Annotated in this window: 26 protein-coding genes; 13 read left to right on the top strand and 13 right to left on the bottom strand. The window is 74.1% G+C overall.

Translation table 11 applies throughout. The features are described 5' to 3' along the window. From ACEPPI_RS05350 to ACEPPI_RS05340, 3 genes are all read left to right on the top strand, one after another. On the top strand, nt 1-672 hold a 672-nt coding region (locus ACEPPI_RS05350; RefSeq protein ID WP_373914046.1), incomplete at its 5' end, for a hypothetical protein. A gap of 13 nt (nt 673-685) precedes the next feature. Continuing rightward, the gene (locus ACEPPI_RS05345) at nt 686-1411 is read left to right on the top strand and encodes a futalosine hydrolase (RefSeq protein WP_373914045.1); all 726 of its coding nucleotides are present in this window, start codon (nt 686-688) and stop codon (nt 1409-1411) included. Next, nucleotides 1398-2249, top strand: a complete 852-nt coding sequence (locus tag ACEPPI_RS05340) for a 1,4-dihydroxy-6-naphthoate synthase (RefSeq protein ID WP_373914044.1) — start codon at nt 1398-1400, stop codon at nt 2247-2249. Before ACEPPI_RS05345 ends, ACEPPI_RS05340 begins: the two co-directional genes overlap by 14 nt. 80 nt (nt 2250-2329) lie before the next feature. Here the strand turns inward: ACEPPI_RS05340 and ACEPPI_RS05335 are convergent, their stop codons facing one another. Next, entirely contained in the window at nt 2330-2713 is a 384-nt protein-coding gene (locus tag ACEPPI_RS05335; RefSeq protein ID WP_356212774.1) for a cold-shock protein, read from the bottom strand. Nucleotides 2714-2890: 177 nt separating this feature from the next. Here ACEPPI_RS05335 and ACEPPI_RS05330 point away from each other — a divergent pair, with 177 nt between their 5' ends. Further along, entirely contained in the window at nt 2891-3145 is a 255-nt protein-coding gene (locus ACEPPI_RS05330) for a hypothetical protein (protein WP_356212777.1), read from the top strand. Nucleotides 3146-3160: 15 nt separating this feature from the next. On the opposite strand, the gene ACEPPI_RS05325 is transcribed toward ACEPPI_RS05330, so the two are convergent. Next, nucleotides 3161-3820: an HAD family hydrolase gene (locus ACEPPI_RS05325; RefSeq protein WP_373914043.1), complete on the bottom strand. Its 660-nt coding sequence runs from the start codon at nt 3818-3820 to the stop codon at nt 3161-3163. A gap of 240 nt (nt 3821-4060) precedes the next feature. Next, nucleotides 4061-5059 carry a hypothetical protein gene (locus ACEPPI_RS05320; protein ID WP_373914042.1) on the bottom strand — a complete coding sequence of 333 codons (999 nt, stop codon included), beginning with the start codon at nt 5057-5059 and terminating at the stop codon, nt 4061-4063. A 133-nt stretch (nt 5060-5192) separates the two neighbouring features. On the opposite strand from ACEPPI_RS05320, the gene ACEPPI_RS05315 reads away from it, so the two are divergent. Both ACEPPI_RS05315 and ACEPPI_RS05310 read left to right on the top strand, forming a co-directional pair. Further along, entirely contained in the window at nt 5193-7622 is a 2430-nt protein-coding gene (locus ACEPPI_RS05315) for a helicase C-terminal domain-containing protein (protein ID WP_373914041.1), read from the top strand. Between the two features lie 133 nt (nt 7623-7755). After that, nucleotides 7756-8337, top strand: coding sequence for a DUF4291 domain-containing protein (locus ACEPPI_RS05310; RefSeq protein ID WP_373914061.1), 582 nt, complete (start codon nt 7756-7758; stop codon nt 8335-8337). On the opposite strand, the gene ACEPPI_RS05305 is transcribed toward ACEPPI_RS05310, so the two are convergent. Further along, a complete protein-coding gene (locus tag ACEPPI_RS05305; protein ID WP_373914040.1) occupies nt 8322-8789 on the bottom strand; it encodes an N-acetyltransferase in 468 nt (155 codons plus the stop codon). The genes ACEPPI_RS05310 and ACEPPI_RS05305 overlap by 16 nt on opposite strands. A 197-nt stretch (nt 8790-8986) precedes the next feature. Between ACEPPI_RS05305 and ACEPPI_RS05300 the strand changes: the two genes are divergently transcribed. Beyond that, nucleotides 8987-10630, top strand: coding sequence for a DNA repair helicase XPB (locus tag ACEPPI_RS05300; RefSeq protein ID WP_373914039.1), 1644 nt, complete (start codon nt 8987-8989; stop codon nt 10628-10630). Here the strand turns inward: ACEPPI_RS05300 and ACEPPI_RS05295 are convergent. Both ACEPPI_RS05295 and ACEPPI_RS05290 read right to left on the bottom strand, forming a co-directional pair. Then, nucleotides 10596-11435, bottom strand: coding sequence for a glycosyltransferase family 87 protein (locus ACEPPI_RS05295; protein WP_373914038.1), 840 nt, complete (start codon nt 11433-11435; stop codon nt 10596-10598). The genes ACEPPI_RS05300 and ACEPPI_RS05295 overlap by 35 nt on opposite strands. A gap of 64 nt (nt 11436-11499) precedes the next feature. Then, the gene (locus ACEPPI_RS05290) at nt 11500-11685 is read right to left on the bottom strand and encodes a hypothetical protein (protein ID WP_373914037.1); all 186 of its coding nucleotides are present in this window, start codon (nt 11683-11685) and stop codon (nt 11500-11502) included. Nucleotides 11686-12090: 405 nt separating this feature from the next. Between ACEPPI_RS05290 and ACEPPI_RS05285 the strand changes: the two genes are divergently transcribed. Continuing rightward, the gene (locus tag ACEPPI_RS05285; protein WP_373914060.1) at nt 12091-14067 is read left to right on the top strand and encodes an AAA family ATPase; all 1977 of its coding nucleotides are present in this window, start codon (nt 12091-12093) and stop codon (nt 14065-14067) included. Between the two features lie 363 nt (nt 14068-14430). Here ACEPPI_RS05285 and ACEPPI_RS05280 read toward each other — a convergent pair whose 3' ends face one another. Then, the gene (locus tag ACEPPI_RS05280) at nt 14431-15117 is read right to left on the bottom strand and encodes a copper homeostasis protein CutC (protein WP_373914036.1); all 687 of its coding nucleotides are present in this window, start codon (nt 15115-15117) and stop codon (nt 14431-14433) included. A 119-nt stretch (nt 15118-15236) separates the two neighbouring features. On the opposite strand from ACEPPI_RS05280, the gene ACEPPI_RS05275 reads away from it, so the two are divergent. Beyond that, on the top strand, nt 15237-15899 hold the full coding sequence (locus ACEPPI_RS05275) for a hypothetical protein (RefSeq protein WP_373914035.1): 663 nt from the start codon (nt 15237-15239) through the stop codon (nt 15897-15899). Nucleotides 15900-15984: 85 nt separating this feature from the next. Then, a complete protein-coding gene (locus ACEPPI_RS05270; protein ID WP_373914059.1) occupies nt 15985-17205 on the top strand; it encodes a Cmx/CmrA family chloramphenicol efflux MFS transporter in 1221 nt (406 codons plus the stop codon). Between the two features lie 37 nt (nt 17206-17242). Here ACEPPI_RS05270 and ACEPPI_RS05265 read toward each other — a convergent pair whose 3' ends face one another. Both ACEPPI_RS05265 and ACEPPI_RS05260 read right to left on the bottom strand, forming a co-directional pair. Next, nucleotides 17243-17509 (bottom strand): DUF4031 domain-containing protein, encoded by a 267-nt coding sequence (locus ACEPPI_RS05265; protein ID WP_030232506.1) that lies wholly within the window; start codon nt 17507-17509, stop codon nt 17243-17245. Between the two features lie 7 nt (nt 17510-17516). After that, the gene (locus ACEPPI_RS05260) at nt 17517-17894 is read right to left on the bottom strand and encodes a hypothetical protein (RefSeq protein WP_030232504.1); all 378 of its coding nucleotides are present in this window, start codon (nt 17892-17894) and stop codon (nt 17517-17519) included. A gap of 122 nt (nt 17895-18016) precedes the next feature. On the opposite strand from ACEPPI_RS05260, the gene ACEPPI_RS05255 reads away from it, so the two are divergent. The 3 genes from ACEPPI_RS05255 (at nt 18017) to ACEPPI_RS05245 (ending at nt 21531) form a co-directional block, all read left to right on the top strand. Then, nucleotides 18017-19021: a MurR/RpiR family transcriptional regulator gene (locus tag ACEPPI_RS05255; RefSeq protein ID WP_373914034.1), complete on the top strand. Its 1005-nt coding sequence runs from the start codon at nt 18017-18019 to the stop codon at nt 19019-19021. After that, nucleotides 19018-19941, top strand: coding sequence for an N-acetylmuramic acid 6-phosphate etherase (gene murQ / locus ACEPPI_RS05250; protein ID WP_373914033.1), 924 nt, complete (start codon nt 19018-19020; stop codon nt 19939-19941). The genes ACEPPI_RS05255 and murQ overlap by 4 nt, the downstream gene beginning before the upstream one ends. A gap of 69 nt (nt 19942-20010) precedes the next feature. Continuing rightward, nucleotides 20011-21531 carry a PTS transporter subunit EIIC gene (locus ACEPPI_RS05245; RefSeq protein WP_373914032.1) on the top strand — a complete coding sequence of 507 codons (1521 nt, stop codon included), beginning with the start codon at nt 20011-20013 and terminating at the stop codon, nt 21529-21531. Nucleotides 21532-21584: 53 nt separating this feature from the next. On the opposite strand, the gene ACEPPI_RS05240 is transcribed toward ACEPPI_RS05245, so the two are convergent. The 4 genes from ACEPPI_RS05240 to ACEPPI_RS05225 all read right to left on the bottom strand — a co-directional run bounded on the left by ACEPPI_RS05240 (nt 21585) and on the right by ACEPPI_RS05225 (nt 25981). Beyond that, nucleotides 21585-22769: a S8 family peptidase gene (locus ACEPPI_RS05240; protein WP_373914031.1), complete on the bottom strand. Its 1185-nt coding sequence runs from the start codon at nt 22767-22769 to the stop codon at nt 21585-21587. Between the two features lie 265 nt (nt 22770-23034). Next, nucleotides 23035-24495 (bottom strand): alanine/glycine:cation symporter family protein, encoded by a 1461-nt coding sequence (locus ACEPPI_RS05235; protein ID WP_373914030.1) that lies wholly within the window; start codon nt 24493-24495, stop codon nt 23035-23037. Nucleotides 24496-24583: 88 nt separating this feature from the next. Then, nucleotides 24584-25324, bottom strand: a complete 741-nt coding sequence (locus ACEPPI_RS05230) for a beta-glucanase (protein ID WP_373914029.1) — start codon at nt 25322-25324, stop codon at nt 24584-24586. A gap of 42 nt (nt 25325-25366) precedes the next feature. Beyond that, entirely contained in the window at nt 25367-25981 is a 615-nt protein-coding gene (locus tag ACEPPI_RS05225; protein ID WP_373914028.1) for a phosphoribosylanthranilate isomerase, read from the bottom strand. Nucleotides 25982-26052 lie beyond the last annotated feature (71 nt).

Raw genomic sequence — 26052 nt, 5'->3', positions numbered from 1 at the left:
TCCACCACACCCACGCAGATAGACCAGGCTCCGCCGGTCACCAAGAGCGGAAGGTCCACCGGCCGCGCCGGTGACAAGATCTTCGCGGGGCTCTCCAAGGGCTCCGGCATCGACCAGGGGTGCGGCGTGGCCGAAGACCCCCCGTGCGGCGGCGCGGGCCGGTCGCCCGATAGCCTTCGGCTCATGACCGCACCGCTTTTCCCGGGTAGGGCCCGCCGCAGCGTCGCGGCCCTCGGAGCCGTCTCTGCCGGCCTCCTCCTCCTGTCCGCCTGCGACAAGCCGACGCCGCTCGCGACGGTGACCGTCGGCAGCTCGTCGGTGTCCGCCGAGTCCGACTGCCGCGGCGACGGCAAGGAGCTCTCCATGGACAAGGTCCAGGAGTGCCTCACCGGCCTCAAGAACGCGAAGACCATCGAGTACGGCCGCGGCGACACGCTGCGCCTGGGCGTCGAGCCCGCCGTCGTCGAGGACGGCAAGAAGTGGCAGGCGGTCCTCGACGGACAGCCGATCACCGAGCCGTCCAGCAACACCTACCGCAGCTTCCAGGGCGCCGACGTCTTCGCGACCGGCGGCCAGGGCGAGGCCCCGGCCTCGAAGATGCTCGGTCTCGTCCAGGTCGGCGAGGACGGCAAGCCGCTCGCCGTCTGGTCCTTCAAGCTCAAGCTGAAGTAAGCCGGGCACCGTCGTGCGCGCGCTCGTCGTGACGGCGGTGGCCGCGGAGGCCGACTCCGTGGCCACCGGTCTGACCCCTCATCCGGACCCGGTCACGCCCGAGCCGCGCACACTGCGCGGCGGGTACCTCATCACCCGCCGTGACCTGCCCGGCGCCGCCGTCGACGTGCTCGTCGGCGGTGTCGGCCCGGCCGCGGCCGCGGCCGCCACGGCCACCGCGCTCGCGCTGGCCGACTACTCGCTCGTCATCTCCGCCGGCATCGGCGGCGGGTTCGTGCCCGCCGCCCCGCTCGGCTCCCTCGTGGTCGCCGACGCGATCGTCGCCGCCGACCTGGGAGCCGGCACCCCCGACGGTTTCGTCCCCGTCGACGCGCTCGGCTTCGGCCGGAGCGTGCACCTGCCGCCCGCCGAGCTGGCCGCCCGGTGCGCCGAGGCCACCGGGGCGCTGCTCGCGCCCGTGCTGACCGTGTCCACCGTCACCGGCAGCGCCCCCCGCGCCGCCGAGCTCGCGGCCCGCCACCCGATGGCCGGGGCCGAGGCCATGGAGGGGTTCGGGGTGGCGGAGGCCGCCGCCGCGTACGGGCTGCCCGTGCTGGAGGTCCGTGCCGTGTCCAACGCCGTCGGACCGCGCGACCGGGACGCCTGGCGGATCGGGGACGCGCTGGGCGCGCTCGCCGCCGGATTCCGCGCGCTGGGCCCCGTACTCGTCTCCTGGGGAGAACACCATGAGCACCGCTGAGCCGATCGCGATCGCCTACTCGCCCTGCCCGAACGACACCTTCGTCTTCGACGCCTGGGCGCACGGCCGGGTCCCGGGCGCGCCCGCCCTCGACGTGACCTTCGCCGACATCGACGTCACCAACGGCATGGCCGAGCGCGGCGAGCTGGACGTGCTGAAGGTGTCCTACGCGGTGCTCCCGTGGGTGCTGGAGGAGTACGCGCTGCTGCCCTGCGGCGGCGCCCTGGGCCGGGGCTGCGGACCGCTGGTGCTGACGCGCGAGCCCGGCCTGGACCTGGGCGGGAAGACCGTCGCGGTGCCGAGCGAGCGCTCGACGGCGTACATGCTGTTCCGGCTGTGGGCGGCGGACGTGCTGCCGTCGGGGGTCGGCGAGGTGGTCGTGCTGCCGTTCCACGAGATCATGCCGGCGGTGCGCGACGGGCGGGTGGACGCCGGGCTGGTCATCCACGAGGCCCGGTTCACCTATCAGGACTACGGGCTGCACTGCCTGGCCGACATGGGCGAGCACTGGGAGTCCACGACCGGTCTGCCGATCCCGCTCGGCGCGATCATCGCCAAGCGCTCCCTGGGCGACGGGACGCTGCGCGCGCTGGCCGGGTCGGCGCGGGCGTCGGTGCGGATGGCGTGGGAGGACCCGGAGGCGTCACGGCCGTACGTCCGCGCGCACGCGCAGGAGCTGGATCCGGCGGTCGCCGACCAGCACATCGGGCTGTACGTCAACGAGTTCACCGCCGACCTGGGCGAAGCCGGGTACGCGGCGGTCCGCGGGCTGCTGACCAGGGCCGCCGCCGAGGGGCTGGTTCCGGCCATCGGTCCGGACGCGCTGCGCTTCCCGTAGAGCGACGGCACGGCCGGCCCCGCACGCGCGCGTGCCCCGCGGCTCCGGGGAGCGGCGGGGCACGCACGGACGCGACGGGATCAGACGTCGAGCTGGTCGGCCACCGCGCGGAGCAGTCCGGCGATCTTCGTGCCGTGCACCTTGTCGGGGTAGCGACCGCGCTCCAGCATCGGAGTGATGTTCTCCAGCAGGGTCGTGAGGTCCTGCACGATCGAGGCGAGCTCGTCGGGCTTGCGGCGCTGGGCGGCCGCGACCGAGGGTGCCGGATCCAGGACCGTCACCGAAAGTGCCTGGTCACCGCGCTGTCCTGCGACGACTCCGAACTCGACGCGCTGCCCGGGCTTGAGGGCCTCGACCCCGTCGGGAAGCACCGACGAGTGGACGAAGACATCGCCGCCGTCGTCGCGGGAGAGAAAGCCGAAGCCCTTCTCGCTGTTGAACCACTTGACCTTGCCGGTAGGCACGTCCGTCCTCTGTCCTTGTGCTCGTCGGGTCCGGTGGGCCGTGATGAGCGGCTCCGGATAGCAGTGCGGCGGGTCCTTCGACCCGCCCCCTCCAGGCTAGTGGTCCGGAAACGGGTGACAAGACGTTCCCCGGTCCTTCCCGCTTCACGGCTTCGGCCAGGGAACTACCCTGGTGGGGTGACTGTTACTCCTCATCCCGACGACGCGCGGCCCGGCGACGGGCTCGTCAAGGCCGGCGGCATCGTGTTCGCCCTAGGCGCCGTGGCGACCCTCGTGACGATGGCCCCGCTGTTCCTCGGCACCGATCCGTTCCCCTCGTACGCGTGGGCGGTGTGCATGCTCATGGGCGTCGGGTTCGCCATCTCCGCGGCGGGCGTGCTGCGTTCCGCCGCGGCGCAGCGCAAGGCGGCCCGGGAGTCCCAGGCCGCCTGACGGCGCGTACGGTGCTCAGACCTCGCGGGCGGCGACGTACTCGGCGAGCCACTGCGGCAGCGCGGTGAGGTCCGGCAGCACCACGTCGGCGCCGGCGGCGCGCAGTTCGTCCTCGGGACAGGGGCCCGTGGGAACCGCCACTGAGAGCGCTCCCGCGGTGCGGGCGCCGCGGACGTCGCCGACGTGGTCGCCCACGTAGATCTGGGCCCCGTGCTCGCGCAGGGCGCCCGCCTTGGCCTCGGCCCACAGCCAGCCGATGACGGCGTCGGGTTCGATGCCGAGGTGCTCCAGGTGGTGGATGGCGTTGGGGGTGTTCTTGGCCGTGACGACGATCGCGCGGCCGCCGAGGGCCTGGACGGCCTTGATCGCCTCGCGGGCGCCGGGCATGGCCGGGGTCGGCTCGATGGCGTGCGCGGGGTACATCTCCCGGTAGCGGTCCGTCATCTCCGGGATCTCCTCGGGCGTGAACCAGTACGCGAGTTCCTCCTCCAGCGGGGGGCCGAGACGGGTGATCGCCTGGTCGGCATCGATGAACCTGCCCGTGGCGGCGGAAAGGGCCTGGTAGGCGGCCTTGATGCCGGGACGGGAGTCGATGAGGGTCATGTCGAGGTCGAAACCGACCGTCAGCTGCGCGGGGATCGTGGGCTCTGGGGGGGTGGAAGTCATGGTTCCCATTTTGCAGAGGCCCGGCAAAGTCGAGGGAAAGTACATCGAGTCGCCTCCTGCCGCGCGCTGAAATTTAGCGAAATGTCAGCTCGCCCCTCTGGTGAATCCTCCAGGCAGTCTCCAACGACGCTTAAAACGGCATGACCGGGCGGGACCATCCGGCCCGTCCAAAGGGCCCCGAAGGGACTGCCCGAACGGTCGGAAGGGGCCACCCGGACTACCCGGACGGCCCCCGACGGGTCCTGCGGCCTAGCGGCGGCGGGAGCGCCAGGCGAGGTAGGCGGCCGTGGTGATGCCCGCCGTACGGGCCAGGGCGGGCCACAGGTCGCGGAAGGCGGCGCCCACCTGCTCGCGCGGCAGCGCCTCGCCCCAGTTGCCGGCGGCCCGGCCCCACACCCACAGCATCCCGGCCGTGAAGACGGCCGCGGGCAGCCCGAGGAGGACCCACTTGCGCTCGGCGGGGCCGAGGACCCGGGAGGCGTAGGCCAGCAGCACTCCGGCCCCGAGCAGGGGCCAGTACGCGCTGATCGTCCCGGCGAGCAGCAGCAGGGCCGCCAGCAGCAGGAAGACGTGGGGGCGCGGGCGGGCCGCCGGCGGGGCGGGGGCCTCCTGCGGTCCGGCCGCCGCCTTCCTCCGCTCGTGCCGCTCCCGCAGGAACCGTACGAGCCGACGGCCCGTGGAGCCCTCCGGCGCGGGGGGCGTCCCGGGGGCCGGGAGCTCCTCTTCCGCCTCCTTCTCGGGCTTCCTGAAGAGGTCCGGGATCTCGATGCCGCCCGCGAAGCCCTCCACCTGCGGCCCCGCCCCCGACGCGCCCGGGGCGAAACTCCACCAGTCGGGCTCGACGCCGTCGGCGGGGCCGAGTTCGTCGAGTCCGGCGAGGTGGGGCGGGACGTTGCGCGGCTCCTGCGGCGGCGCGGCCGCCTGCCTGCGCCGCAGTCCGCCGCCGCGCTGCACCGGGACCGCGGGGACCGACGGCGCCGAGGGGGGAGGCGGCGGGGTGGAGGCGCGGGAGGGGCGGGCCGGTTCGCCCAGGGTGTCCAGGACCTCCTCCGGCGTCCCGATCCGCTCCAGGATCCGCCGCACGGCCGCCGGCGTCTCCGGTTCGTACTTGGCGCGCCGACGGTCGATCTCGTCCCGCAGCCCCGACACCAACCGCATCCGGTCGCCCGACGACAGCTGCCTGCGCTGCGCCAAGTCCCCGACCCGGCTCAGATATTCGTAGACCAGATGGTCGCTCTCGATCCCCACGCCCCGGCTCCTCACGTCCCGCCTGACAGGAAGGTAGCGCGTGCGTCCATGGAGCAGCCGACGGCACAGCGGATACCGTTGACCGGATGGGGACCGGCCGACGACCGGCCGACGTGACCAGGAGGCGACCACCGTGCCCGAGGCAAGCACCGGCAGTGCTACGGCGAACCCCCCGCGCTCCCTCGCCGAGGCGCTCCGCGCCCGCGACGACGTGGCGCTCGCCGCCCTGCTGCACGCACGCCCGGACCTGCTGAACCCGGTGCCCGGCGACGTCACCCAGCTGGCCACCCGGGCCGGCACCCGCGCGTCGGTGGTGCGGGCCCTGGACCGGCTGGACCGGTTCGCGCTGCAGACGGCCGAGGCCCTCGCGGTGGCGCCCGACCCGTGCCCGTACCCGGTGCTGGAATCGCTGCTGACCGGCGGCGAGGACGAGGCCGCCCGCGCCGCCCTCCCCCGGGCCCTGGGCACCTTGCGCGACCAGGCCCTGGTGTGGGGCGACGAGGAGCGGCTGCGGCTGGTGCGCACCGCCCGCGAGTTGCTGGCCCCGTCCGCGCAGCGGCCCTCGCCGACCGGGCTGGGGCCCACCGTCGCCGAGGCCACCGCCGGGATGTCGCCGACCCGGATCCAGGAGATCGTCGCGGCGGCGGGGCTGCCCGCCACCCATGACCCGGTGTCGGCGGTGACGGCCCTGACCGGGCTGTTCACCGACCCCGAGCGGATGTCGGCACTGCTGGACGAGGCCCCGGCCGAGGCCCACCAGGTGCTGGAGCGGCTCGTGTGGGGGCCGCCGTACGGGGAGGTGACCCCGAACCCGACGCCGCCGGTGCGCTGGCTGCGCGACCGGGGGCTGCTGCTGCCCGCGACGGCCCGGACGGTGGTGCTGCCCCGCGAGGTGGCTCTGCACCTGCGCGGCGGGCTCGCGCACCGGCGGACGGCGCCGCTGGCCCCGGAGGTCGGCGCGCACCGGGAACACCGTCCACAGCTTGTGGACGCGAACGCCGCCGGGCAGGCGCTGGCCGCGCTGGGGACCGTAGAGGAGCTGGTGAAGTCCTGGGAGCACGCCGGACCGCTGGTGCTGCGGGCGGGCGGGCTCGCCGTACGCGACCTCAAGCGGGCGGCGTCCACGCTGGACACCACCGAGGCGTCGGCGGCGTTCTGGGTGGAACTGGCCTACGCGGCCGGGCTGCTGGCCGCCGACGGCGAGGCCGACGAGCGGTACGCGCCCACCCCCGCCTTCGACGACTGGTGCGAGCTGCCGCCCGCCGAGCGGTGGTCGGTGCTGGCCTCGGCCTGGCTGCCCGCCACCCGTACGGCCGGGCTGGTCGGCGAGCAGGACGCCAAGGGCCGCACCCTGTCCACGCTCGGCCCCGACCTGGACCGCTCCGCCGCACCCGAGGTCCGCCACCGGGTCCTGGACCTGCTGGCCGACCTGCCCGAGGGCGGCTCCCCCGACCCGGACGCGCTCCTGGACCGGCTCGCGTGGGAACGGCCCGTGCGCGGGACGAGCGACCTGCGGGCCCGGCTCGCGCACTGGACCCTGACCGAGGCCGAGGTCCTGGGCGTCACCGGCCGGGGCGCGCTCAGCGCCTTCGGACGGGCCCTGCTGCGCCGCCTCGATGCGGCACCGCTGCTGGCCCCGCTGCTGCCGGAGCCGGTGGACCACGTCCTGCTCCAGGCCGACCTGACGGCGGTCGCACCGGGGCCGCTGCGCCGGCCGCTCGGGGACACCCTGGCGGTCCTGGCCGACGTCGAGTCCAAGGGCGGGGCGACGGTGTACCGCTTCACGCCCGGGTCGGTGCGCCGGGCCCTGGACGCCGGGCACACCGCCGTGGACCTGCACGCCTTCCTCGCCGAGCACAGCCGGACCCCGGTGCCCCAGCCGCTGGCGTACCTGATCGACGACGTGGCCCGGCGGCACGGGCACCTGCGGGTCGGGGCGGCCTCCTCGTACGTGCGCTGCGACGACGACGCAGTGCTGGGCGAGATCCTGGCCGACAAGCGGTCGGCCGGGATGGGGCTGCGCCGCCTCGCGCCGACCGTGCTGGCGGCCCAGGCCGAACCGGGGGCGCTGCTGGAGGGGTTGCGGGCGATGGGTTACGCCCCGGCCGCGGAGTCCCGTACCGGCGACGTACTGGTGGCGCGGGCCGACGCGCACCGCACCCCGGCGCGGTCGGCGCCGGTGCCGGTCCCGGACGGGCCGCCGGTGCCCGACGCCACGCTGCTGGGCGCGGCGGTACGGGCGATCCGCGCGGGCGACCTCGCGGCGACGGCGGTCCGCCGGGAACCGGCCCCCTCGGGCGGCGGTGACGTGCCGGCTCCGGGTGAACTCCCGCGCACCAGCTCGGCGGAGACCCTGGCGACGGTGCAGGCGGCGGCGCTGACCGGTTCGGCGGTGTGGATCGGGTACGTGAACGCGGAGGGGGCGGCGAGCCAGCGGGTCATCGCCCCGGTGCGGGTGGAGGGCGGCTTCGTCACCGGTTACGACCACACGGCGGACGAGGTGCGCACGTACGCACTCCACCGGATCACGGGGGTCGCGGAACTGGCGGAAGACCAGGTCTGAAATCCGCTGGCCGACGGGCCCGCGGGCAGGGCAGTCTGACGGCATGTCCGCACTTCCCGCCGCCCGGGGCACGCCCGGCGACTCCGGCTACCCCGGCACGCCCGCCGCCCCGGGCCCGCCCGCGCGGGCGGTCATGCCCGCGCACCGGATCCGCGCGGCCCACACCGGCACCACGATCACCGTCTACCAGGCCTACTCCCCCGCCCTCGGCCTCCCGGCGGCCCGCGACGGCCGCTTCCCGCCCGCCTGGAAGCGCGAGCGGATGACGTGGATCAAACCGTCGTTCCTGTGGATGATGTACCGCTGCGGCTGGGCCACGAAGGCCGGCCAGGAGACCGTGCTCGCCGTCGAGATCACCCGCGCGGGCTTCGACCGGGCCCTCGCCGGCGCCTGCCTCTCGCACTACGCCCCCGGCGTGCACGCGGACCGCGACGCCTGGAAGGAGTCGGTGCGCAGCACGTCGGCCCGGGTCCAGTGGGATCCGGAACGCGACCCGCAGCTGAACCCGCTGCCGTACCGCTCGCTCCAGCTCGGGCTGTCGGGGCCCCTCTCGCGGGCCTACGCCGGCGAGTGGACGGTCTCCATCCGCGACGTCACCCCGCTGGCCCGGGAGATCCACGGGCTGCTCCGGACCGGCGACACCGACGCGGCCCGGGCCCTCCTGCCCGTCGAAACCCCCTACCCGGCGGGCCCGCTGCCTCACCTGGGCGCGTAGTCGACCCGCCCGGCGTCGAAGGGCCACGCCTCAGCGAGCCAGCGGGACACCGTCCGGTACACCTCGGCGTCGAGGTGCGCCCGGTCCCGCCGCACCCAGGAGCTGACCTGCACCCGCCCGGGGTCCTCCTTGCCGGGATGGATGTAGAGGCACCCGATGACCTCGTCCGCACCCTCCAGCACGCTGTACGTGAACGCGCGCCGCTCGGCGAACTCCCGCGCGTGCCACTCCAGGTCCGCGAGGTTGGCCTCGGCCGACATCCCCTCCACCGGCGGCCACCCCCGCCCCACGAAACCGGGCGTGGCCCGCACGTGCGCGACGCTCCCGGTCCAGGCGGCCAGGTCCCTCGCGTTGTGCTCCGCCCCGAGCGGCTCCAGCCGGAACCCGCCCGCGTCCAGCCCCACCGGCACGACGAACCCGTCCGGCACGAAATCCCGCTGATCATCACTCATACCCCGGACCGTACGCACCGCCTCCCCGGCCACGCACCGCATTTCCCCGCCGGGCGCCGGGCGGGCGCCGGGCGGGGCCCCGGCGCGCGCCGGGGCGTCCGCGCGGCACAGAACCCTCCCGCCCGCCCGGCGATACGGCAGACTGGAGGTTTGCCCGTCCTCGTCCGGACGGGCACCCACGCCGGAAAGGGGCGTTTGTGAACGGGCCTCTCATCGTCCAGAGCGACAAAACCCTCCTGCTGGAGGTCGACCACGAGCTCGCCGGTGCCGCGCGCCGGGCCATCGCGCCCTTCGCCGAGCTGGAGCGGGCGCCCGAGCACATCCACACCTACCGGATCACCCCGCTCGGGCTGTGGAACGCGCGGGCCGCCGGGCACGACGCCGAGCAGGTCGTCGACGCGCTCGTCGAGTTCTCCCGGTACCCCGTCCCGCACGCGCTGCTCGTCGACGTCGCCGAGACCATGGCCCGCTACGGGCGCCTGACCCTCTCCAAGCACCCCGTCCACGGACTGGTCCTGACCAGCACCGACCGGCCCGTGCTGGAGGAGATCCTGCGGTCCAAGCGGATCATCCCGCTGGTCGGGGCCCGGATCGACGCCGACACCGTGGCCGTGCACCCCTCCGAGCGCGGGCAGATCAAGCAGACCCTGCTGAAGCTGGGCTGGCCCGCCGAGGACCTCGCCGGGTACGTCGACGGCGAGGCACACGCCATCGACCTCGTCGAGGACGGCTGGGCTCTGCGCCCGTATCAGCAGCAGGCCGTCGAGGGCTTCTGGCACGGCGGCTCCGGTGTGGTCGTACTGCCCTGTGGCGCCGGAAAGACCCTGGTCGGCGCGGGGGCCATGGCCAAGGCCAAGGCGACCACGCTGATCCTGGTGACCAACACGGTCTCCGCGCGTCAGTGGAAGCACGAGCTGATCAAGCGGACCTCTCTGACGGAGGAGGAGATCGGCGAGTACTCCGGCACCCGCAAGGAGATCCGCCCGGTCACCATCGCCACGTACCAGGTCCTCACCACCAAGCGGAAGGGCGTCTACCCCCACCTGGAGCTCTTCGACTCCCGGGACTGGGGGCTGATCCTCTACGACGAGGTGCACCTGCTGCCCGCCCCCGTCTTCAAGTTCACCGCCGACCTCCAGGCCCGCCGCCGGCTCGGTCTGACCGCGACCCTGGTCCGGGAGGACGGCCGCGAGTCGGACGTGTTCTCGCTCATCGGGCCGAAGCGGTTCGACGCCCCGTGGAAGGAGATCGAGGCGCAGGGCTACATCGCGCCCGCCGACTGCGTGGAGGTCCGCGTCAACCTCACCGAGTCGGAGCGGCTCGCGTACGCGACCGCCGAGACCGAGGAGAAGTACCGCTTCTGCGCGACGACCGCGACGAAGCGCAAGGTCACCGAGGCGCTGGTGCGCAAGCACCAGGGCGAGCAGACACTGGTCATCGGCCAGTACATCGACCAGCTCGACGAGCTGGGCGAGCACCTGGACGCGCCCGTCATCAAGGGCGAGACCTCCAACGCGCAGCGCGAGAAGCTCTTCGACGCGTTCCGCGAGGGAGAGATCAGCGTGCTGGTCGTCTCGAAGGTCGCCAACTTCTCCATCGACCTGCCCGAGGCCACCGTCGCCATCCAGGTGTCCGGCACCTTCGGCTCACGGCAGGAGGAAGCACAGCGCCTGGGCCGGGTGCTGCGGCCGAAGGCGGACGGGCACGAGGCGCGGTTCTACTCGGTCGTCGCGCGCGACACGATCGACCAGGACTTCGCCGCGCACCGCCAGCGGTTCCTGGCCGAACAGGGCTACGCCTACCGGATCATGGACGCCGACGAGCTGCTGGCGAGTGACTGACCTCCCGCTCCAGGGGTGAGCGCGGCCCGGGGAGCCGGCCCGTCGGGAGCGGCCGCGCGCCCGGGCGCCCCGGCCGCCGCCGGCGGACGGCCGCCCCGGTCACGACGGCGAGCAACGGTACGCACCACACCCACAGGTGCGGCCGGTCCAGCAGCAGAGCCCGCCCGGCCGCCGACAGGTGGTGGGCCCAGAAGTCGGCGGAGGCCTGCGGGAGGACCAGCAGGCCGAGCAGCGCGGTCCCGGCGAAGCCGGCCAGCGCGGTCAGCCCGGCCCGGACGCGGCCGGTGAGCAGCAGGTACGGGATGAAGACCGCCGGGGTCAGGGTGATCCCGGCGGCGGTGCCCAGCGCGAAGCCCTTGCCGAGCGCGGCGCGCGGCCGCCCCAGGTCCCAGACGGCGAGGCAGGCGAGCGCCAGGTTGATCTGGCCGGGCAGCGGGCTCTGGAACAGCGGCTCCAGCCACAGACCGGCGATGGTGGCGGCGAGGACGGCACCCGGCCGGGCGCGCAGCCGGGCGAGGCGGCAGGAGAACACGATCAGCAGGGCGAGCAGGCAGCCGTTCCCGAGGACGAGTACGGCCTTGAGCACCCCGGCGGGCAGCCAGGCGGCGGGCGTGAACAGGATCGCCGCGAACGGCGGATAAGCGGCGGGCGGGTGCCATTCGGCCCCGGAGAAGCCGTACAGCAGGGCGTCGGCGGTCGGGATGCGCAGGACCACGCACAGCACGCCGAGCGCGAGCAGCGAGCCCGTGACCAGCACACCGGCCAGGGGCGACGGCGAGCGGGCGGGATCGGAGCTGCGGGTCACGCGCGTGACCCTAGTGGATCAGCGCGGAGGTGCCACCGGTATCAGGCCATCACGGGCCGCCCGGTCAGCGGCGTATGACGCCGGCGTCCTCGGAGTACTCGCCCAGGACGACGACGCTCACGGCGGCCGTGGCGAAGACCTTGGCGGCGCGCAGCGCGTCGCCGAACAGGTGACGGTGGCGGGATTCGGAGGTGGCGGTGGCGCCGCTCGGGCGGCCACCCTGAAGTGGGGTGAAGGTTGCGGTGCTCATGTATCCATGGTGCGCCTCCGCCTCCCTCCGCACATCGCCCTGCGGAGGGAACCGCACGGGCCCCGGCGTCCTCCTCACGGCTAATGCCGACCCCTACCGGCACCCCTGAGGTCTGACACTCCCCCGTATGACACCCGTACGGGGGTCCTGCCCCCACGGGACCTCGGACCCGGTATTCCGTTCGCGCCGGCCCGCCGCGCTGACTACAATCTCCGCTCTTGCCGCCTCCCGCCGCCGTACCGGGGAGAGCCACCCGCCGGACGGCAACCGGCGGGCTTCTGTTGCCGCACAGCTGGAGGCAGTCCCGTGACCGCGCACGCCCCTGAAACCACCCCCGACGCCGCAGCCGGCCCGCTCGGCCGGGAACGCGGCCACCTGAGCGCCTCGCGCGCCGCCCTGCGCGCCATGCGCGAGGACGTGGAGGCCCTCGACATCCGCGACGTCACCGCGAACTGGGTCAACGCCATCGTCCTCCAGGCGCAGATCGACGACCGCATCAAGGCCCTCGCCGACCTCACCCACACCCCGCTCTTCTTCGGCCGCCTCGACTACCTGCACGCCCCGGGCGCGGAACTGGCCGAGGGCGCGGAGGGCGAACAGTTCTACATCGGCCGCCGGCACGTCCACGACGCCGACGGCGACCCGATGGTCATCGACTGGCGCGCGCCCGTCTCGCAGCCCTTCTACCGCGCCTCCAAGAAGGACCCGCAGGACATCGCGCTGCGCCGCCGCTTCGGCTACACCGGCGGCGAGCTCACCGCGTACGAGGACGAGCACCTGTCCGACCCGGCCGAGGCGGCCGCCGTCAGCAAGCTCCTCCAGCAGGAGATCGAGCGCCCGCGCGTCGGCCCCATGCGCGACATCGTCGCGACGATCCAGCCCGAACAGGACGAAATCGTCCGCTCCGGCCTGTCCGGATCGGTCTGCGTCCAGGGCGGCCCCGGCACCGGAAAGACCGCCGTCGGCCTGCACCGCGTCGCCTACCTCCTCTACGCCCACCGAGAGCGCCTGGCCCGGACCGGCACCCTGGTCATCGGGCCGAACCGTTCCTTCCTCCACTACATCGAGCAGGTGCTGCCGGCCCTGGGCGAACTGGAGGTGAAGCAGGCCACCGTCGACGACCTCGTCGCCCGCGAGGGCCTGGAGGTACGCGGCACCGACACCGCCGAAACCGCGGTGGTCAAGGGCGACGCCCGGATGGCGACGGTCCTGCGCCGCGCGGTCCGATCCCACGTCACCGAGCCGGCCGAACCCCTCATGGTGGTCCGCGGCTCGCGCCGCTGGCGCGTCCCGGCGTACGAACTCGCCGAGATCGTCTCCGAACTCCAGGACCGCGACATCCGCTACGGCGCGGCCCGCGACGCCCTCCCGCAGCGGATCGCCCACGCGGTCCTCGTCCGCATGGAACAGGCGGGCGAGGCCCCCGACGACCGGGTGCAGGACGCGGTGGCCCGCAACGCGGCGGTGAAGGCGGCCGTCAAGGCGGTCTGGCCGCTGGTGGAACCGGCGAAGCTGGTGCTGCGCCTCCTGTCGGACCCGGAGTTCCTGGCCGCTCACGCCGACGGGATCCTCACCGCGGACGAGCAGAAGCTCCTGCTGTGGCCCAAGCCGTTCCGCAGCGCGCGGTCGGCGAAGTGGTCGGCGGCGGACCTCGTCCTCATCGACGAGGCCTTCGACCTGGTGGAACGCACCCACTCACTGGGCCACGTGGTCCTCGACGAGGCCCAGGACCTGTCTCCGATGCAGTACCGGGCCGTCGGACGCCGCTGCACGACCGGCTCCGCGACCGTCCTCGGCGACCTCGCCCAGGGCACCACCCCGTGGGCCACCCGCAGCTGGGACGAGGCCCTCACCCACCTCGGCAAGCCGGAGGCGGCGGTGGAGGAGCTCACGGCGGGCTTCCGCGTGCCGCGCGAGGTGATCGCGTACGCGTCGCGGCTGCTGCCGTCGATCTCGCCGGGGCTGGCCCCGGTGTCCTCGGTCCGCGAGACCCCGGGATCCCTGGTGGTCGCCGAGACGGCGGACCTGACGGCGGACGTCGTGACGGCCTGCCGGGACTCCCTCGCACACGAGGGCTCCATCGGCCTGATCGCGGCGGACGCGCGGATCCCCGTACTGGCGGAAGCGCTGCTGGCGGCGGGGCTGCCGTACCTGTCCCCCGGCGAGGAGACGACGGCGCAGTCGCGGCTGACACTGGTGCCGGCCTCGCTGGCCAAGGGCCTGGAGTACGACTACGTCGTCCTCGACGAGCCCGCCGCCATCGTCTCCGGCGAACCGGACGAACGCACCGGGCTGCGGCGCCTCTACGTCTGCCTCACCCGCGCGGTCTCAGGCCTCACGGCCCTCCACACGGCCCCCCTCCCGGCCCCCCTGACCCTCTGAGGCCCCCGCCCCGGACCCCGCGCCTCGATCTCCCCCAGCTACCGCTGGGAGGTGCCCCCTGACGAGGCTGGATTTTGCCGGCCCGGGGCTGTATTCGGCTGCGACGCACCCGAAGCGGGTATCGAAGCGGCCGGGGGCGGGGACGGGGTGGGGCGTCGGCCGGGACGTAAAACGTGATGTGTTGGCGCGCGGTGCCGACCGGCAAAGCCGGCTCGGACAGGGCGCCATAAATCATGCAGTCCCGGACGACACCCCACCCCGTCCCCGCCCCCGGCCACCCCCGACCCCGCCCTGCCAGGGCAACCGCAACGGCCCGGCCCCGCTCTGCCAGGGCAACCGCAACGGCCCGGCCAGGGCGACGCCCTACCCCAGCGCCTCCCGCCACTCCGCCACCGCCGCCGCCGAGACCGGCCGGTCCCAGCCCGACGGACGCGCCGCGCTGCCGATGTGGAAGGCGTCGACGCCCCCCTCCCGCAGCCCCGCCACGTGCGCGAGGCCCAGCCCCCCGCCGACCAGGATCCGCGCCCCGTACCCCGGCTCACCCGCCCGCGCGGCCTCCGCCAGCAGCACGGGCAGCCCCTCCGAGACCCCGGCCGCCGACCCCGCCGTCAGGTAGGTGTCGAGTCCCGGCAGGTCGGCGAGCGCCTTGCGCAGCCGGTCGCGGTCCGCGGCCCGGTCGATGGCCCGGTGGAAGGTCCAGCGGCAGCCGTCCAGCTCCGCCACGACCGCCTCGACCGCCGCCAGGTCCGCGCCGCCGTCCGGGTTCAGGAACCCGAGGACGAACTCCGTCGCCCCCTCCGCCCGCATCTCCCGCGCCGCCTCGACCAGCCGGGAGACATCGCCGGCCGCGAACCCGTCGGCCTTGCGGAGCATCACGCGCAGCGGGATGTCGACCGCCGACCGGATCGCCGCGAAGGTCTCGCGCGACGGCGTGAGCCCGTCGGCGGCCATATCGGTGATCACTTCGAGTCGGTCCGCCCCACCGGCCTGCGCGGCGACCGCGTCCTCCACGTCGAGGGCGATCACCTCCAGGAGCGCACGGTTGCTCATTCGATGCCGTCCTTTGTTCCGCTTGTTCGGATATGGAAAATAGGTCTAGTCCAATATCCAGGGTACGGGCCCACCACCGCACTCCACCAGCGCTATCACGCCACCCCCACAATGTGCGCATGACCGCAGACACCCCGCACAGTGGCGCCACCGCCGACACCACCGCCCTGCGCGCCCGCTGGCGGGCGACCGCCACCGCCGCCGGAGCCGCCCACGACCCCGACCCCTACGCCGACCGCCTCCTCGCCGCCTGGGCGGAGCCCCACCGCCGGTACCACACCACCGCGCACCTGGCCCACGTACTGGACCGCCTCGACGTGCTCGCCCCGCACGCCGCCGACCGCAGCGCCGTCGAGCTCGCGGCCTGGTTCCACGACGCCGTCTACCGTCCCGACCGCTCCGAGAACGAGGAACGCAGCGCCGCCCTCGCCGAGCGCGCCCTCCCCGAGCTCGGCATCGACGACTCCCGCACCGCCGAGGTCGCCCGCCTGGTCCGGCTCACCGTCACCCACGACCCCGCCCCCGGCGACACCGACGGCGAGGCCCTCTGCGACGCCGACCTCGCCGTCCTCGCCGGCACCCCGCAGGCCTACGCCGCGTACGCCGCCGCCGTCCGCGAGGAGTACGCGTTCGTCCCCGACGAGGCCTTCCGCACCGGCCGCGCCGCCGTCCTGCGCCAGCTGCTCGCCCTCCCCCGCCTCTTCCGCACCCCCCACGGCGCCGAGCACTGGGAGGCCCCGGCCCGCGACAACCTCACGGCGGAACTCCAAAGACTCACCTGACCTGACAGACTCCGCCCCGCCGGGAATGCGCCCTCCGCCCCGGCGGTTCGTGAAAGACATGCCCGCAGCCCCCGTACGCCCCCGCATGCCCGTTGCCGTCTACGTCCTCGGCCTGTCCGTCTTCGCACTCGGGACCAGCGAGTTCATGCTGTCCGGGCTGCTGCCGCCCATCGCCGAGGACATGGGCGTCACGATCCCGCAGGCGGGACTGCTGATCTCCGCCTTCGCGATCGGCATGGTCGTCGGGGCCCCGCTGCTGGCCGTCGCCACGCTTCGGCTGCCGCGCCGCACCACCCTCGTGGCCCTCATCAGCCTCTTCGGCCTCGGGCAGGTCGCGGGCGCGCTGGCCCCCACGTACGGGCTGCTCTTCGCCTCCCGGGTGGTCTCCGCCCTCGCATGCGCCGGGTTCTGGGCCGTCGGTGCGGCCGTCGCCATCGCCATGGTGGACAGGCACCAGCGGGCACGCGCCATGGCCGTCATGATCGGCGGCCTCTCCATCGCCAACGTCCTCGGCGTCCCGGCCGGCGCCTTCCTCGGCGAGCAGTTCGGCTGGCGGGCCGCGTTCTGGTCGGTCGGAGCGGCCTCCGCCGTCGCCCTCGCCGGCATCCTGGCCCTGATCCCGAAGATCCCGCTGCCCGCCGAGAAGCCCCGCCTCGGCCGCGAGCTGCGCATCTACCGCGACCGTCAGGTGTGGCTGTCCATCGGCATCACGGCGCTGGCCGCGGGCGGCGTCTTCTGCGCCTTCAGCTACCTGTCGCCACTGCTCACGGACGTGGCCGGGCTGGACGCGGCGTGGGTGCCGTGGATCCTCGGCCTCTTCGGCGTCGGTGCGCTCGTGGGCACGACCATCGGCGGGCGGATCGCCGACGCGCACCTGTTCGGGGTGATGCTCTGGGGCATCACCGCCTCCACGGTGTTCCTCGCGGCGCTCACGGTCCTGGCCTCCGGCGCGGCGGCCGCGATCGCCCTGTCCTTCCTGCTCGGCGTCTCGGCGTTCTTCACCGCCCCCGCCCTCAACGCCCGCATGTTCAACGTCGCGGGCGCCGCCCCCACCCTCGCCGGAGCCACCACCACCGCCGCGTTCAACCTCGGCAACACCGGCGGCCCCTGGCTCGGCGGCACCGTCATCGACGCGGGACAGGGCTTCGCGAGCCCCGCCTGGGCGGGCGCCGCCATGACCCTCACCGCGATCGCCCTCACCGTGATCGCCCTGCGCCTGGACCGCCGTACGCCGCCCACCGCCAGCACGGTGATCGCCTCGGGCACCGCCGCCCCGGCCCCCGCGACCCAGCCGGCCGAGGCGTAACCCCGGCCGTCCCGCGCCCGGCCCCCGGCCTCGCGCCTCAGGCCGGGCGGCCCTTCGGCCGCCGCAGACCCGCATCCGTCAGCCGGCGCACCAGCTCCTTGCTGCCGATCTCCACCGCCCCCGCCCCGACCGCGTCCGCGTACCGGTGCGAGGGCACGTCGTAGTGGTCCCGCTCGAAGGCCCGCGGCGGACACCCGATGCCCGCCGCGAAGGCGTGCAGCTCCTCGTACGAGACGTCGCTGACCAGGTGCGACCACATGCGGCCGTGCCCCGGCCAGACCGGCGGGTCGATGTACACCGTCACCGGCGGCTCACCGGCCCGGATGGAAGACGGGCCCGAGGCCGCCCACCGCCGCCACCCGTACGCCCGCCTCGGAGCACACCCAGTGCGGATCGGGCCCCAGCTCCGGCTCCACGTCCAGCGCGTGCGGCTCCCCGTGCGCGCACACGGGGCACAGCGGCCAGCGCCCGTACTTCTCCAGCAGCGCGTCCTTCACGTCCTGCGCGACGAGTCCGGCGAGGTAGTCGACCCCCTCGGGCCACTGCTCCACCCACCACCGGCGGTGCGTGACCGAGTCCTCGACGAGGGAGACGACGTCGGCATCGGCGACCTCGCCGGCGGCGAGGTCGGCGAGAACAAGTGCACGGGCGACATGCAGCGCCTGCTCCAGGGGGGTCGCGTGGTCCATGCGCCCATTGTGGACCCCCACCGGGCCAGTGGCTAAGGCCCTACCGGCAGGGGTCGGAAGTCCCGGCGCGCCGGGCCCCATGGCGCCTTGACGCCCACAAGTCGCGAAAATAGCTTTCAAGGGTGAGCCAGAATGCGAAAGAAACCTTCACGACCGCACCGGCACCCTCACCTGCCACCGATCCGGCTGCCGATCCGGCCACCGATGCGCCCCCCGCGGCCGCCCCCACCCCCGCCGCCCTGCGGGCCCGGATCCGCGGGCTCGGAGCGTCCATGACACGGTCCGTGCAGGTCGTCGCCGAAGCCGTCGCCGCCGATCCCGCCGGCTGCTCCCGGCTCACCGTCACCGCCCTCGCCGAACGCACCGGCACCAGCGAGGCCACCGTCGTCCGCACCGCCCGCCTCCTCGGCTACCCCGGCTACCGCGACCTGCGCCTGGCCCTGGCCGCGCTCGCGGGCCGGCAGGAGTCCGACGCGGCCCCCGCCGTCACCGCCGGCATAGCCGTCGACGACCCCCTGGGCGACGTCGTCGCCAAGCTGGCCCACGAGGAGGCGCAGACCCTCGCCGACACCGCCGCCGCACTCGACCTGGCCCAGCTGTCCGCCGCCGTCGACGCCCTCGCCAACGCCCGTCGCATCGACGTCTACGGCGTCGGCGCCTCCGCCCTCGTCGGCCAGGACCTCGCACAGAAGCTGCTGCGCATCGGCCTGATCGCGCACGCCCACCACGACCCCCACCTCGCCGTCACCAACTCCGTCCAGCTCCGCCCCGGGGACGTGGCCGTCGCCGTCACCCACTCCGGCGGCACGGGCGACGTCGTCGACCCGCTGCGCCACGCCTTCGAACGGGGCGCGACCACCATCGCCGTCACCGGCAGCCCCTCCTCGCCCGTCACCCACTACGCCGACCTCGTCCTGGCCACCTCGGCCGCCCGCGAGAGCCGGCTGCGGCCGGCCGCCATGTCGAGCCGGACCAGCCAGCTCCTCGTCGTCGACTGCCTGTTCGTCGGCGTCGCACAGCGGACCTACGAGACGGCCGCGCCCGCGCTCGCCGCTTCCTACGAGGCCCTCGCCCCCCGCCACCGCGCCACCGCGCCCCGTACCACCCGCCAGGAGTCCCGCCCATGACCGCGTACGCCGCCCTCCGCGCCCAGCTCGACACCCTGACCACCGAGGCCTTCCGCCCCGAACTCGCCGACATCGACCGGCTCCCCACCCTGGAGATCGCCCGCGTCATGAACGCCGAGGACGCCACCGTCCCGGCCGCCGTGGCCGAACGGCTGCCCGAGATCGCCGCCGCCGTCGACGGGATCGCCGAGCGGATGGCCCGCGGCGGCCGCCTCGTCTACGCGGGCGCGGGCACCGCCGGCCGCCTCGGAGTCCTGGACGCCAGCGAGTGCCCGCCCACCTTCAACACCGATCCGGAGCAGGTCGTCGGCCTGATCGCGGGCGGCCCCACCGCGATGGTCAAGGCCGTCGAGGGCGCCGAGGACTCCGCGGAGCTGGCCGCCGCGGACCTCACCGCCCTCGGCCTGACCGCCGACGACAGCGTCATCGGCATCTCCGCCTCCGGCCGCACCCCGTACGCGATCGGCGCCGTCGAGTTCGCCCGCTCCCGCGGCGCGCTCACCGTCGGGCTCTCGTGCAACGCCGGTTCCGCCCTCGCCGCGGCCGCCGAGCACGGGATCGAGGTCGTGGTCGGCCCGGAGCTGCTCACCGGGTCCACCCGGCTGAAGGCGGGCACCGCGCAGAAGCTCGTCCTGAACCTGATCTCGACCGTCACGATGATCCGCCTCGGCAAGACGTACGGGAACCTCATGGTCGACGTCCGCGCCTCCAACGAGAAGCTGCGCGCCCGCTCCCGCCGCATCGTCGCCCTGGCCACCGGCGCGCCCGACGCGGAGATCGAGGCCGCCCTCACCGCCACGGACGGCGAGGTCAAGAACGCCATCCTCGTGGTCCTCGGCGGAGTCGACGGCCCCACCGCCGCCGCCCTCCTCAGCGCCTCCGGCGGCCACCTGCGCGACGCCCTCGCCGAGACCCGCTGAACACCGCCCCGCCGACCGGCTCCACCCGTTCCACCGCCCGCCCGCTCCCCCAACGCAAGGCGACCCAGCATGTCCACTGACAAGAACCGCGCCACAGCCGCCGCGATCCTTCCTCTGGTCGGCGGCCCGGACAACATCACCTCCGTCGCGCACTGCATGACCCGCCTGCGCATCGCGGTGCGCGACCGCTCGCTCGTCCGGCACGAGGAGCTCAAGGCCCTCCCGGCGGTCCTGGGCGTGGTCGAGGACGACACCTACCAGATCGTGCTGGGCCCGGGGACCGTCGCCCGCGTCACCCCCGAGTTCGAGGCGCTGGTGGCCGAGGGCCGCACGCAGGCCGCCCCGGCAACCGCACCCGCCTCCACGTCCGCCGCGGCGCCGCACCCCGCCGTCACCTCGGCCGAACTGGCAGACCGTGGAGCGGCTCTGAAGGACGCCCAGAAGGCCCGCAACGCGACTCCGTTCAAACTGTTCCTGCGCCGCGTCGCGAACATCTTCGTCCCGCTGATCCCCGCCCTCATCGGCTGCGGGATCATCGCGGGCCTGAACGGCATGCTCACCAACCTCGGCTGGCTCCCGGCGCTCGTCCCGGCGCTCGCCGCGATCTCGTCCGGCTTCATGTCCCTGATCGCGGTGTTCGTCGGCTACAACACCGCCAAGGAGTTCGGCGGCACCGCGATCCTCGGCGGCGCGGTCGCCGCGATCATCGTCTTCCCCGGCGTCGCGAAGATCGACGCCTTCGGCCAGCACCTCTCCCCCGGCCAGGGCGGCGTCCTCGGCGCGCTCGCGGCGGCGCTGCTCGCCGTCCAGGTGGAGAAGTGGTGCCGCAAGCGGGTGCCCGAGGCCCTGGACGTACTGGTCACCCCCACCCTCACCGTGCTGGTCTCCGGCCTGGTCACCCTCTTCGGCCTGATGTTCCTCGCCGGCTCCGTGTCCACCGCCATCGGCACCTTCGCCACCTGGCTCCTGGCCACCGGCGGCGCCTTCGCCGGGCTCGTGCTGGGCGGGCTCTTCCTCCCCCTGGTGATGCTGGGCCTGCACCAGGCCCTGATCCCCATCCACACCACCCTCATCGAGCAGACCGGCTACACGGTGCTCCTGCCCATCCTGGCCATGGCGGGCGCGGGCCAGGTCGGCGCGGCCATCGCCGTGTACTACCGGCTCCCGCGCAACCGCTCGCTGCGCACCACCATCAAGTCCGCGCTCCCGGCCGGATTCCTGGGCGTCGGCGAGCCCCTGATCTACGGGGTCTCCCTGCCGCTGGGCCGCCCCTTCGTCACCGCCTGCGTCGGCGGCGCGGCGGGCGGGGCCTTCGTGGGCCTGTTCAACCAGCTCGGCATCGGCTTCGGCTCCACCGCGATCGGCCCCTCGGGCTGGGCCCTCTTCCCGCTGCTGGACGGCAGCGCGGGCATGGGCGCGACCGTCGCCGTCTACGCGGGCGGCCTCGCCGTCGGCTACCTGGTCGGCTTCGGCGCGACCTACTTCTTCGGCTTCACCCGGCCGATGCTGGCCGAGCTCGACTCCGACCCGGACCCGGCGGCGGACAGCCCGGCCGCCGCCGGTCCGGCGAAGCAGCCGGTGCCCGCGTAGGGACGGACCGCGGCGGCGGCGGTGCCCCGCCACCGCCGCCGCGGCTGCCCGGATCAGAGACCGTTGGTGAACAGCAGCCTGTTCGGGGTGTTGTCGCTGCGGTTCTGCACGATGTCCTTCGTGGACGCGTCGTTGAGGAAGTTCGCCACCTCGGCCGGCAGCGCGTTGGGGTGCAGGGACTTGTAGAGGGCGGCCACTCCGGTGACGTGCGGGGTCGCCATCGAGGTGCCGTCCAGGGCCACGCTGCCGCCGCCGAGCCGCGCGGAGACGATGTCCTTGCCGGGTCCGTACAGGTCGAGGCACTCGCCCCAGTTCGAGAAGTCGGTCTCCTCGTCGAAGCGGTTCGTCGCGCCGACCGTCACCACGCGGGCGGCGGAGGCGGGTGAGACCCGGCAGGCGTCCCTGTTGTCGTTGCCCGCCGCGATGACCGGCAGCACGCCCCGGTCGGACACCGCGGTGGCGGCGGCGTTCACGGATTCGAGCCGGTCACCGCCCAGGGAGGCGTTCAGGACCGCCGGCTGCTGGGCGTTGCGGGCCACCCAGTCGAATCCGGCGATGATCCCCGACCAGGCGCCGCGGTTGTCGCAGCCGAGGACGCGGACGCTGACCAGGTTCACCTTCCGCGCCACCCCGAAGGTCGTGCCGCCGACGGTGCCCGCCACGTGCGTGCCGTGGCCGTTGCAGTCCGCGGCGCCCCGGCCGTCGCCGATCGCGTCGAAGCCGGCACGCGCACGGCCCCCGAAGTCGGGGTGCGTGAAGTCGATGCCGCTGTCGAGGATGTACGCCGTCACGCCCTCACCGCTGCGGTTGGCACTGAAGTTGTTGTCGAGCGGCAGGAAGCGCTGGTCGATCCGGTCCAGGCCCCAGGAGTGGGCGGGGGACTTCGTCTGAACGCCCTTGGAGGGCATCGGCGGGCCGCTCACCCGCGCGTCCTCCTCCACGGACAGCACTCCGTACGACTCCCGGACCGTCTCCAGCTGCTTCGGCGTGAGGCTCGTCGCGAACCCGTTGATCGCCGTCGTGTAGACGAACTTCGGCTTCACCCCGATGGACTCGGCGAAGTTCTTCGGGTCGAGGGACTTGGCGAGGGTGACGATGTAGCTGCCGGGGATCGCGTTCGCGGAGGTGTGCAACGGAGCCGGCGTCGGCTCCGGGGCTGCGGCGGAGGCCGTACCGGCCGCCACGGGGCTCAGGGCCAGGACGGCGGCGGTGGTCAGGCGCGCGGCGAGCAGACGCATGGAGGGAACTCCCTGGAGTGCGTGGGATCGGCGGTGGTGGTCCGCGCCCGGCACCGGCGGGGGTTCCCGGGGGGCGGCCCTTCGGTTCATCGGGTCGCCCCCGGAGCCGACTTGAGCCGCCCGCCTCCGCCTGGCCGAAGGCCCGCGCCGCGTGTCACGGGCCCGCCACACCGGCTGGAGAAACGATCATTCGCCGCTGGCGCCCCGGTCCGCGCCCCCGCGCACGGCCCGGACGAATCCACCCGTACGGGCGACCCGGGGCACGCTATGCCGAGGTCACGGCCCGCTCCGGCGCGGCGCTCCCCGCGCGCACCGGGTCCCAGCACTGCACGCCCCTGAGGTCCGGCATCCGGTCGCGGGTGAAGACCGGGTCGAGGCCGGCGCGGCGCTGCGCGAGGTAGTCGTCCAGCAGCCGGAAGGAGATCGCCGACAGCGGCAGGATCGCGAGCAGGTTGACCAGGGCCATCAGCCCCATGAAGACGTCCGCGAGGTTCCAGACCACCGCCACCGAACCGAGCGAGCCGGCCACGACCGCCGACAGCACCAGCACCCGGTACGAGGGCAGGACCCAGCGCCTGCGGGTGACGAACCGGATGTTCGTCTCCCCGTAGTAGTAGTTCCCGACCATCGAGCTGAACGCCAGCATGAAGACGACGACGGTCAGCACGTGCCCGGCCCACGCCCCGAGCGAGCCGCTCAGCGCGGTCTGCGTCAGGTCCGCGCCCTGCCGGCCGGACGGCTCGGGGTCGGTCACGAGCACGATGAACGCCGTCATCGTGCAGACGAGCATCGTGTCGAAGAAGACGCCCAGGGACTGGACCAGCCCCTGCTTCACCGGGTGCGAGACCGTGGCGGCGGCGCCCGCGTTCGGGGCGGAGCCCAGCCCCGCCTCGTTGGAGAACATGCCGCGCCGGATGCCCTGCTGGACGGCCGCGCCGAGGCCGCCCGCCGCCAGCTCCCGCAGGCCGAAGGCGCCGCCGACGATGTCGGCGATGACGCGCGGGAACTCGGTGATGTTGAGCAGCACCACGGCCGCGCCCAGCAGCAGGTAGAGCACCGCCATGAGGGGAACGAGGACGGTGGTCACCGACGAGATCCGCCGGACCCCGCCGAAGACCGCGAAGCCCAGCAGCGCGGCGAGCAGCACCCCGGCCGCCGGCCCGAACCAGGCCGTGTCCGCCTCCGGGAGGGAGCCGGCGGCGACGGCCGTGATGGTGTTGGCCTGCACGGCGTTGAAGACGAAACCGAAGGTGACCGTGATCGTCACGGCGAAGAGCACGCCGAGCCACCGCTTCCCGAGGCCGCGCTGCATGTAGTACGCGGGACCTCCCCGGTAGGCGCCGGTGGACCCGCGCACCTTGTACAGCTGGGCCAGGGCCGACTCCACGAAGGCGGAGGCCGCGCCGATGACGGCCATCACCCACATCCAGAACACCGCGCCCGCCCCGCCCAGGGTGATGGCGGTCGCGACGCCCGCGATGTTGCCGGTGCCGACTCGGGCGGCCGCCGAGATGGTGAAGGCGCCGAAGGAGGAGACCTGCTCGCGGCCGTCGGCGCGCGGCGGGGCCTTCTCCTTCAGTACCCGGAACATCTCCGGCAGCAGACGCAGCTGCACACCCCGGGAGCGGACCGTGAAGTACAGGCCCGCGCCCACCACCAGCGGGATCAGCAGATACGTCCAGAGGTGGTCGTTCACGGTGAGGACCAGCGTGTCCAGGGTGTCCATGAACCGAAGTCTGGCCGGGGCGGAAGGCCCCTCGACAGGGACCTAGGTCCGCTCCCCCGGGGACCGAAGGCCCGCGTTCCGCACCGCTTCAGGCCCGGGACACCCGCAGCTGCGAGACCTCGTAGGACATCCTCTTCAGCTCCGGACCGGGCGCCGGGTGGTACCGCCCGGCGCACACCGACAGGTTCACGATGAGGTACGCGCGCCAGCCGCGCCCCACGCCCCGGCGGTCGGAGAAGACGCGCGCGCCGTTGACCCACCAGACGACCGAGGTCCTGCCGAACTCGACCTTCAGATCGACCCACGCTCCGGGCCGGACGGCGGGGTCGCGGTAGTAGCGGTGTGCCTCGCGGACGTGGTTGGAGAGTTCGAGCAGGTCGGGGTTGTCGGGGTGGTACTCGAAGACGTCGATCTCCTGGCCGCCGTCGCGCCAGGTCCAGATCGCGGGCCAGGCCCCCGTCTCGGCGGGCAGCCGCACGCGTGCCTCCAGCACGTCGCCGGTGCGGACCATGAAGCCCTCGTCGCTGCCCTCGGTGGTGAGCAGTCCGGTGTCCCAGTTCCCGTCGGGGCGCAGGGTCGCGAGGAAGGTCCCGCCGCGGCTGTAGGCGGGGTCGGCGACGAGGTGGTCGAGCTTGTTGTCGCCCGGGTTGACCGGGCCGCCGTTGGGATAGGCCCAGGAGCGGCCGGCCACCCACTGGGTGGTCGAGGTGAAGTCGGCGGTGAAGACGGGGGCGAGGCGCGGGGCGAGCCCGGGCAGCCCTCCGCCTCCGCCTCCGGGAGCGAGGCGGCGCGTCAGGCGCCGCAGCCATCCGAACGTTTCCGGTTCCATACAGGCGTTGTGCCCGCTCAGCGGCACCTCACACTGGCATTTTTACGCAGAGTAATCATACGATCGCACTGTGCTGATGAACGCGCGGATCAGCTCCGGGGACTTCACCCCGCGCTCCGCCTCGACCCCGCTGGAGACGTCCACGCCCCAGGCCCCGGTCGCCGCCACGGCCTCGCGCACGTTGCCCGGGTTCAGCCCGCCGGCCAGCAGCCAGCGGCCCTCGGGGGCGGTGAACTCCGCCGCGCCCCAGTTCCAGGGCTTGCCGGAGCCGGGGTCGGGCGCGTCGATCAGCAGCAGGTCCTCCCCGTACTCGCCGCAGCGCTCCACCCGCTCGGCGGTGGCCCGCAGCAGGGTCCGGCCGGGCGCGCGCAGGGCCTCGTAGTACGCCGGCGGCTCGTCCCCGTGCAGCTGTACGCCGCGCACGCCGCTCTCCTCGGCGAGCCGGCGCACCTCCTCGACGGGCTGCCCCCGGAACACCCCGACGGTGAGCACCCCGGCGGGCACCCGCGCGGCCAGCTCGCGCGCCGCACCGGCCCCGATGGTCCGGGGGCTGCCGGGCGCGAACACGAAACCGACGGCATCGGCCCCGGCCTCCACGGCCACGTCGACGTCGCGGGCGGTCCTGAGCCCGCAGATCTTCACGAAGAGATCGCTCATACCCCAAGTCAACCAAAGCCCCCGGCCGGACGACGCCCCGTCTCGACCCCCGGGCACGACCACCCGCGCGC

It is taken from the genome of Streptomyces sp. AB3(2024) (genome assembly GCF_041862025.1).
In the GTDB taxonomy this organism is placed as follows: Bacteria; Actinomycetota; Actinomycetes; order Streptomycetales; family Streptomycetaceae; genus Streptomyces.
This window is presented reverse-complemented; position numbering and strand designations above follow the sequence as displayed.

Bases quoted from the DNA above. Each gene is read 5' to 3' on its own strand.
- ACEPPI_RS05275 (WP_373914035.1), top strand. From the start codon at position 15,237: ATGACCGCAGACACCCCGCACAGTGGCGCCACCGCCGACACCACCGCC.
- ACEPPI_RS05260 (WP_030232504.1), bottom strand. From the start codon at position 17,894: ATGGACCACGCGACCCCCCTGGAGCAGGCGCTGCATGTCGCCCGTGCA.
- ACEPPI_RS05240 (WP_373914031.1), bottom strand. From the start codon at position 22,769: ATGCGTCTGCTCGCCGCGCGCCTGACCACCGCCGCCGTCCTGGCCCTG.
- ACEPPI_RS05290 (WP_373914037.1), bottom strand. From the start codon at position 11,685: ATGAGCACCGCAACCTTCACCCCACTTCAGGGTGGCCGCCCGAGCGGC.
- murQ (WP_373914033.1), top strand. From the start codon at position 19,018: ATGACCGCGTACGCCGCCCTCCGCGCCCAGCTCGACACCCTGACCACC.
- ACEPPI_RS05325 (WP_373914043.1), bottom strand. From the start codon at position 3,820: ATGGGAACCATGACTTCCACCCCCCCAGAGCCCACGATCCCCGCGCAG.
- ACEPPI_RS05235 (WP_373914030.1), bottom strand. From the start codon at position 24,495: ATGGACACCCTGGACACGCTGGTCCTCACCGTGAACGACCACCTCTGG.
- ACEPPI_RS05305 (WP_373914040.1), bottom strand. From the start codon at position 8,789: ATGAGTGATGATCAGCGGGATTTCGTGCCGGACGGGTTCGTCGTGCCG.
- ACEPPI_RS05230 (WP_373914029.1), bottom strand. From the start codon at position 25,324: ATGGAACCGGAAACGTTCGGATGGCTGCGGCGCCTGACGCGCCGCCTC.
- ACEPPI_RS05245 (WP_373914032.1), top strand. From the start codon at position 20,011: ATGTCCACTGACAAGAACCGCGCCACAGCCGCCGCGATCCTTCCTCTG.
- ACEPPI_RS05280 (WP_373914036.1), bottom strand. From the start codon at position 15,117: ATGAGCAACCGTGCGCTCCTGGAGGTGATCGCCCTCGACGTGGAGGAC.
- ACEPPI_RS05285 (WP_373914060.1), top strand. From the start codon at position 12,091: ATGCGCGAGGACGTGGAGGCCCTCGACATCCGCGACGTCACCGCGAAC.
- ACEPPI_RS05270 (WP_373914059.1), top strand. From the start codon at position 15,985: ATGCCCGTTGCCGTCTACGTCCTCGGCCTGTCCGTCTTCGCACTCGGG.
- ACEPPI_RS05340 (WP_373914044.1), top strand. From the start codon at position 1,398: ATGAGCACCGCTGAGCCGATCGCGATCGCCTACTCGCCCTGCCCGAAC.
- ACEPPI_RS05225 (WP_373914028.1), bottom strand. From the start codon at position 25,981: ATGAGCGATCTCTTCGTGAAGATCTGCGGGCTCAGGACCGCCCGCGAC.
- ACEPPI_RS05310 (WP_373914061.1), top strand. From the start codon at position 7,756: ATGCCCGCGCACCGGATCCGCGCGGCCCACACCGGCACCACGATCACC.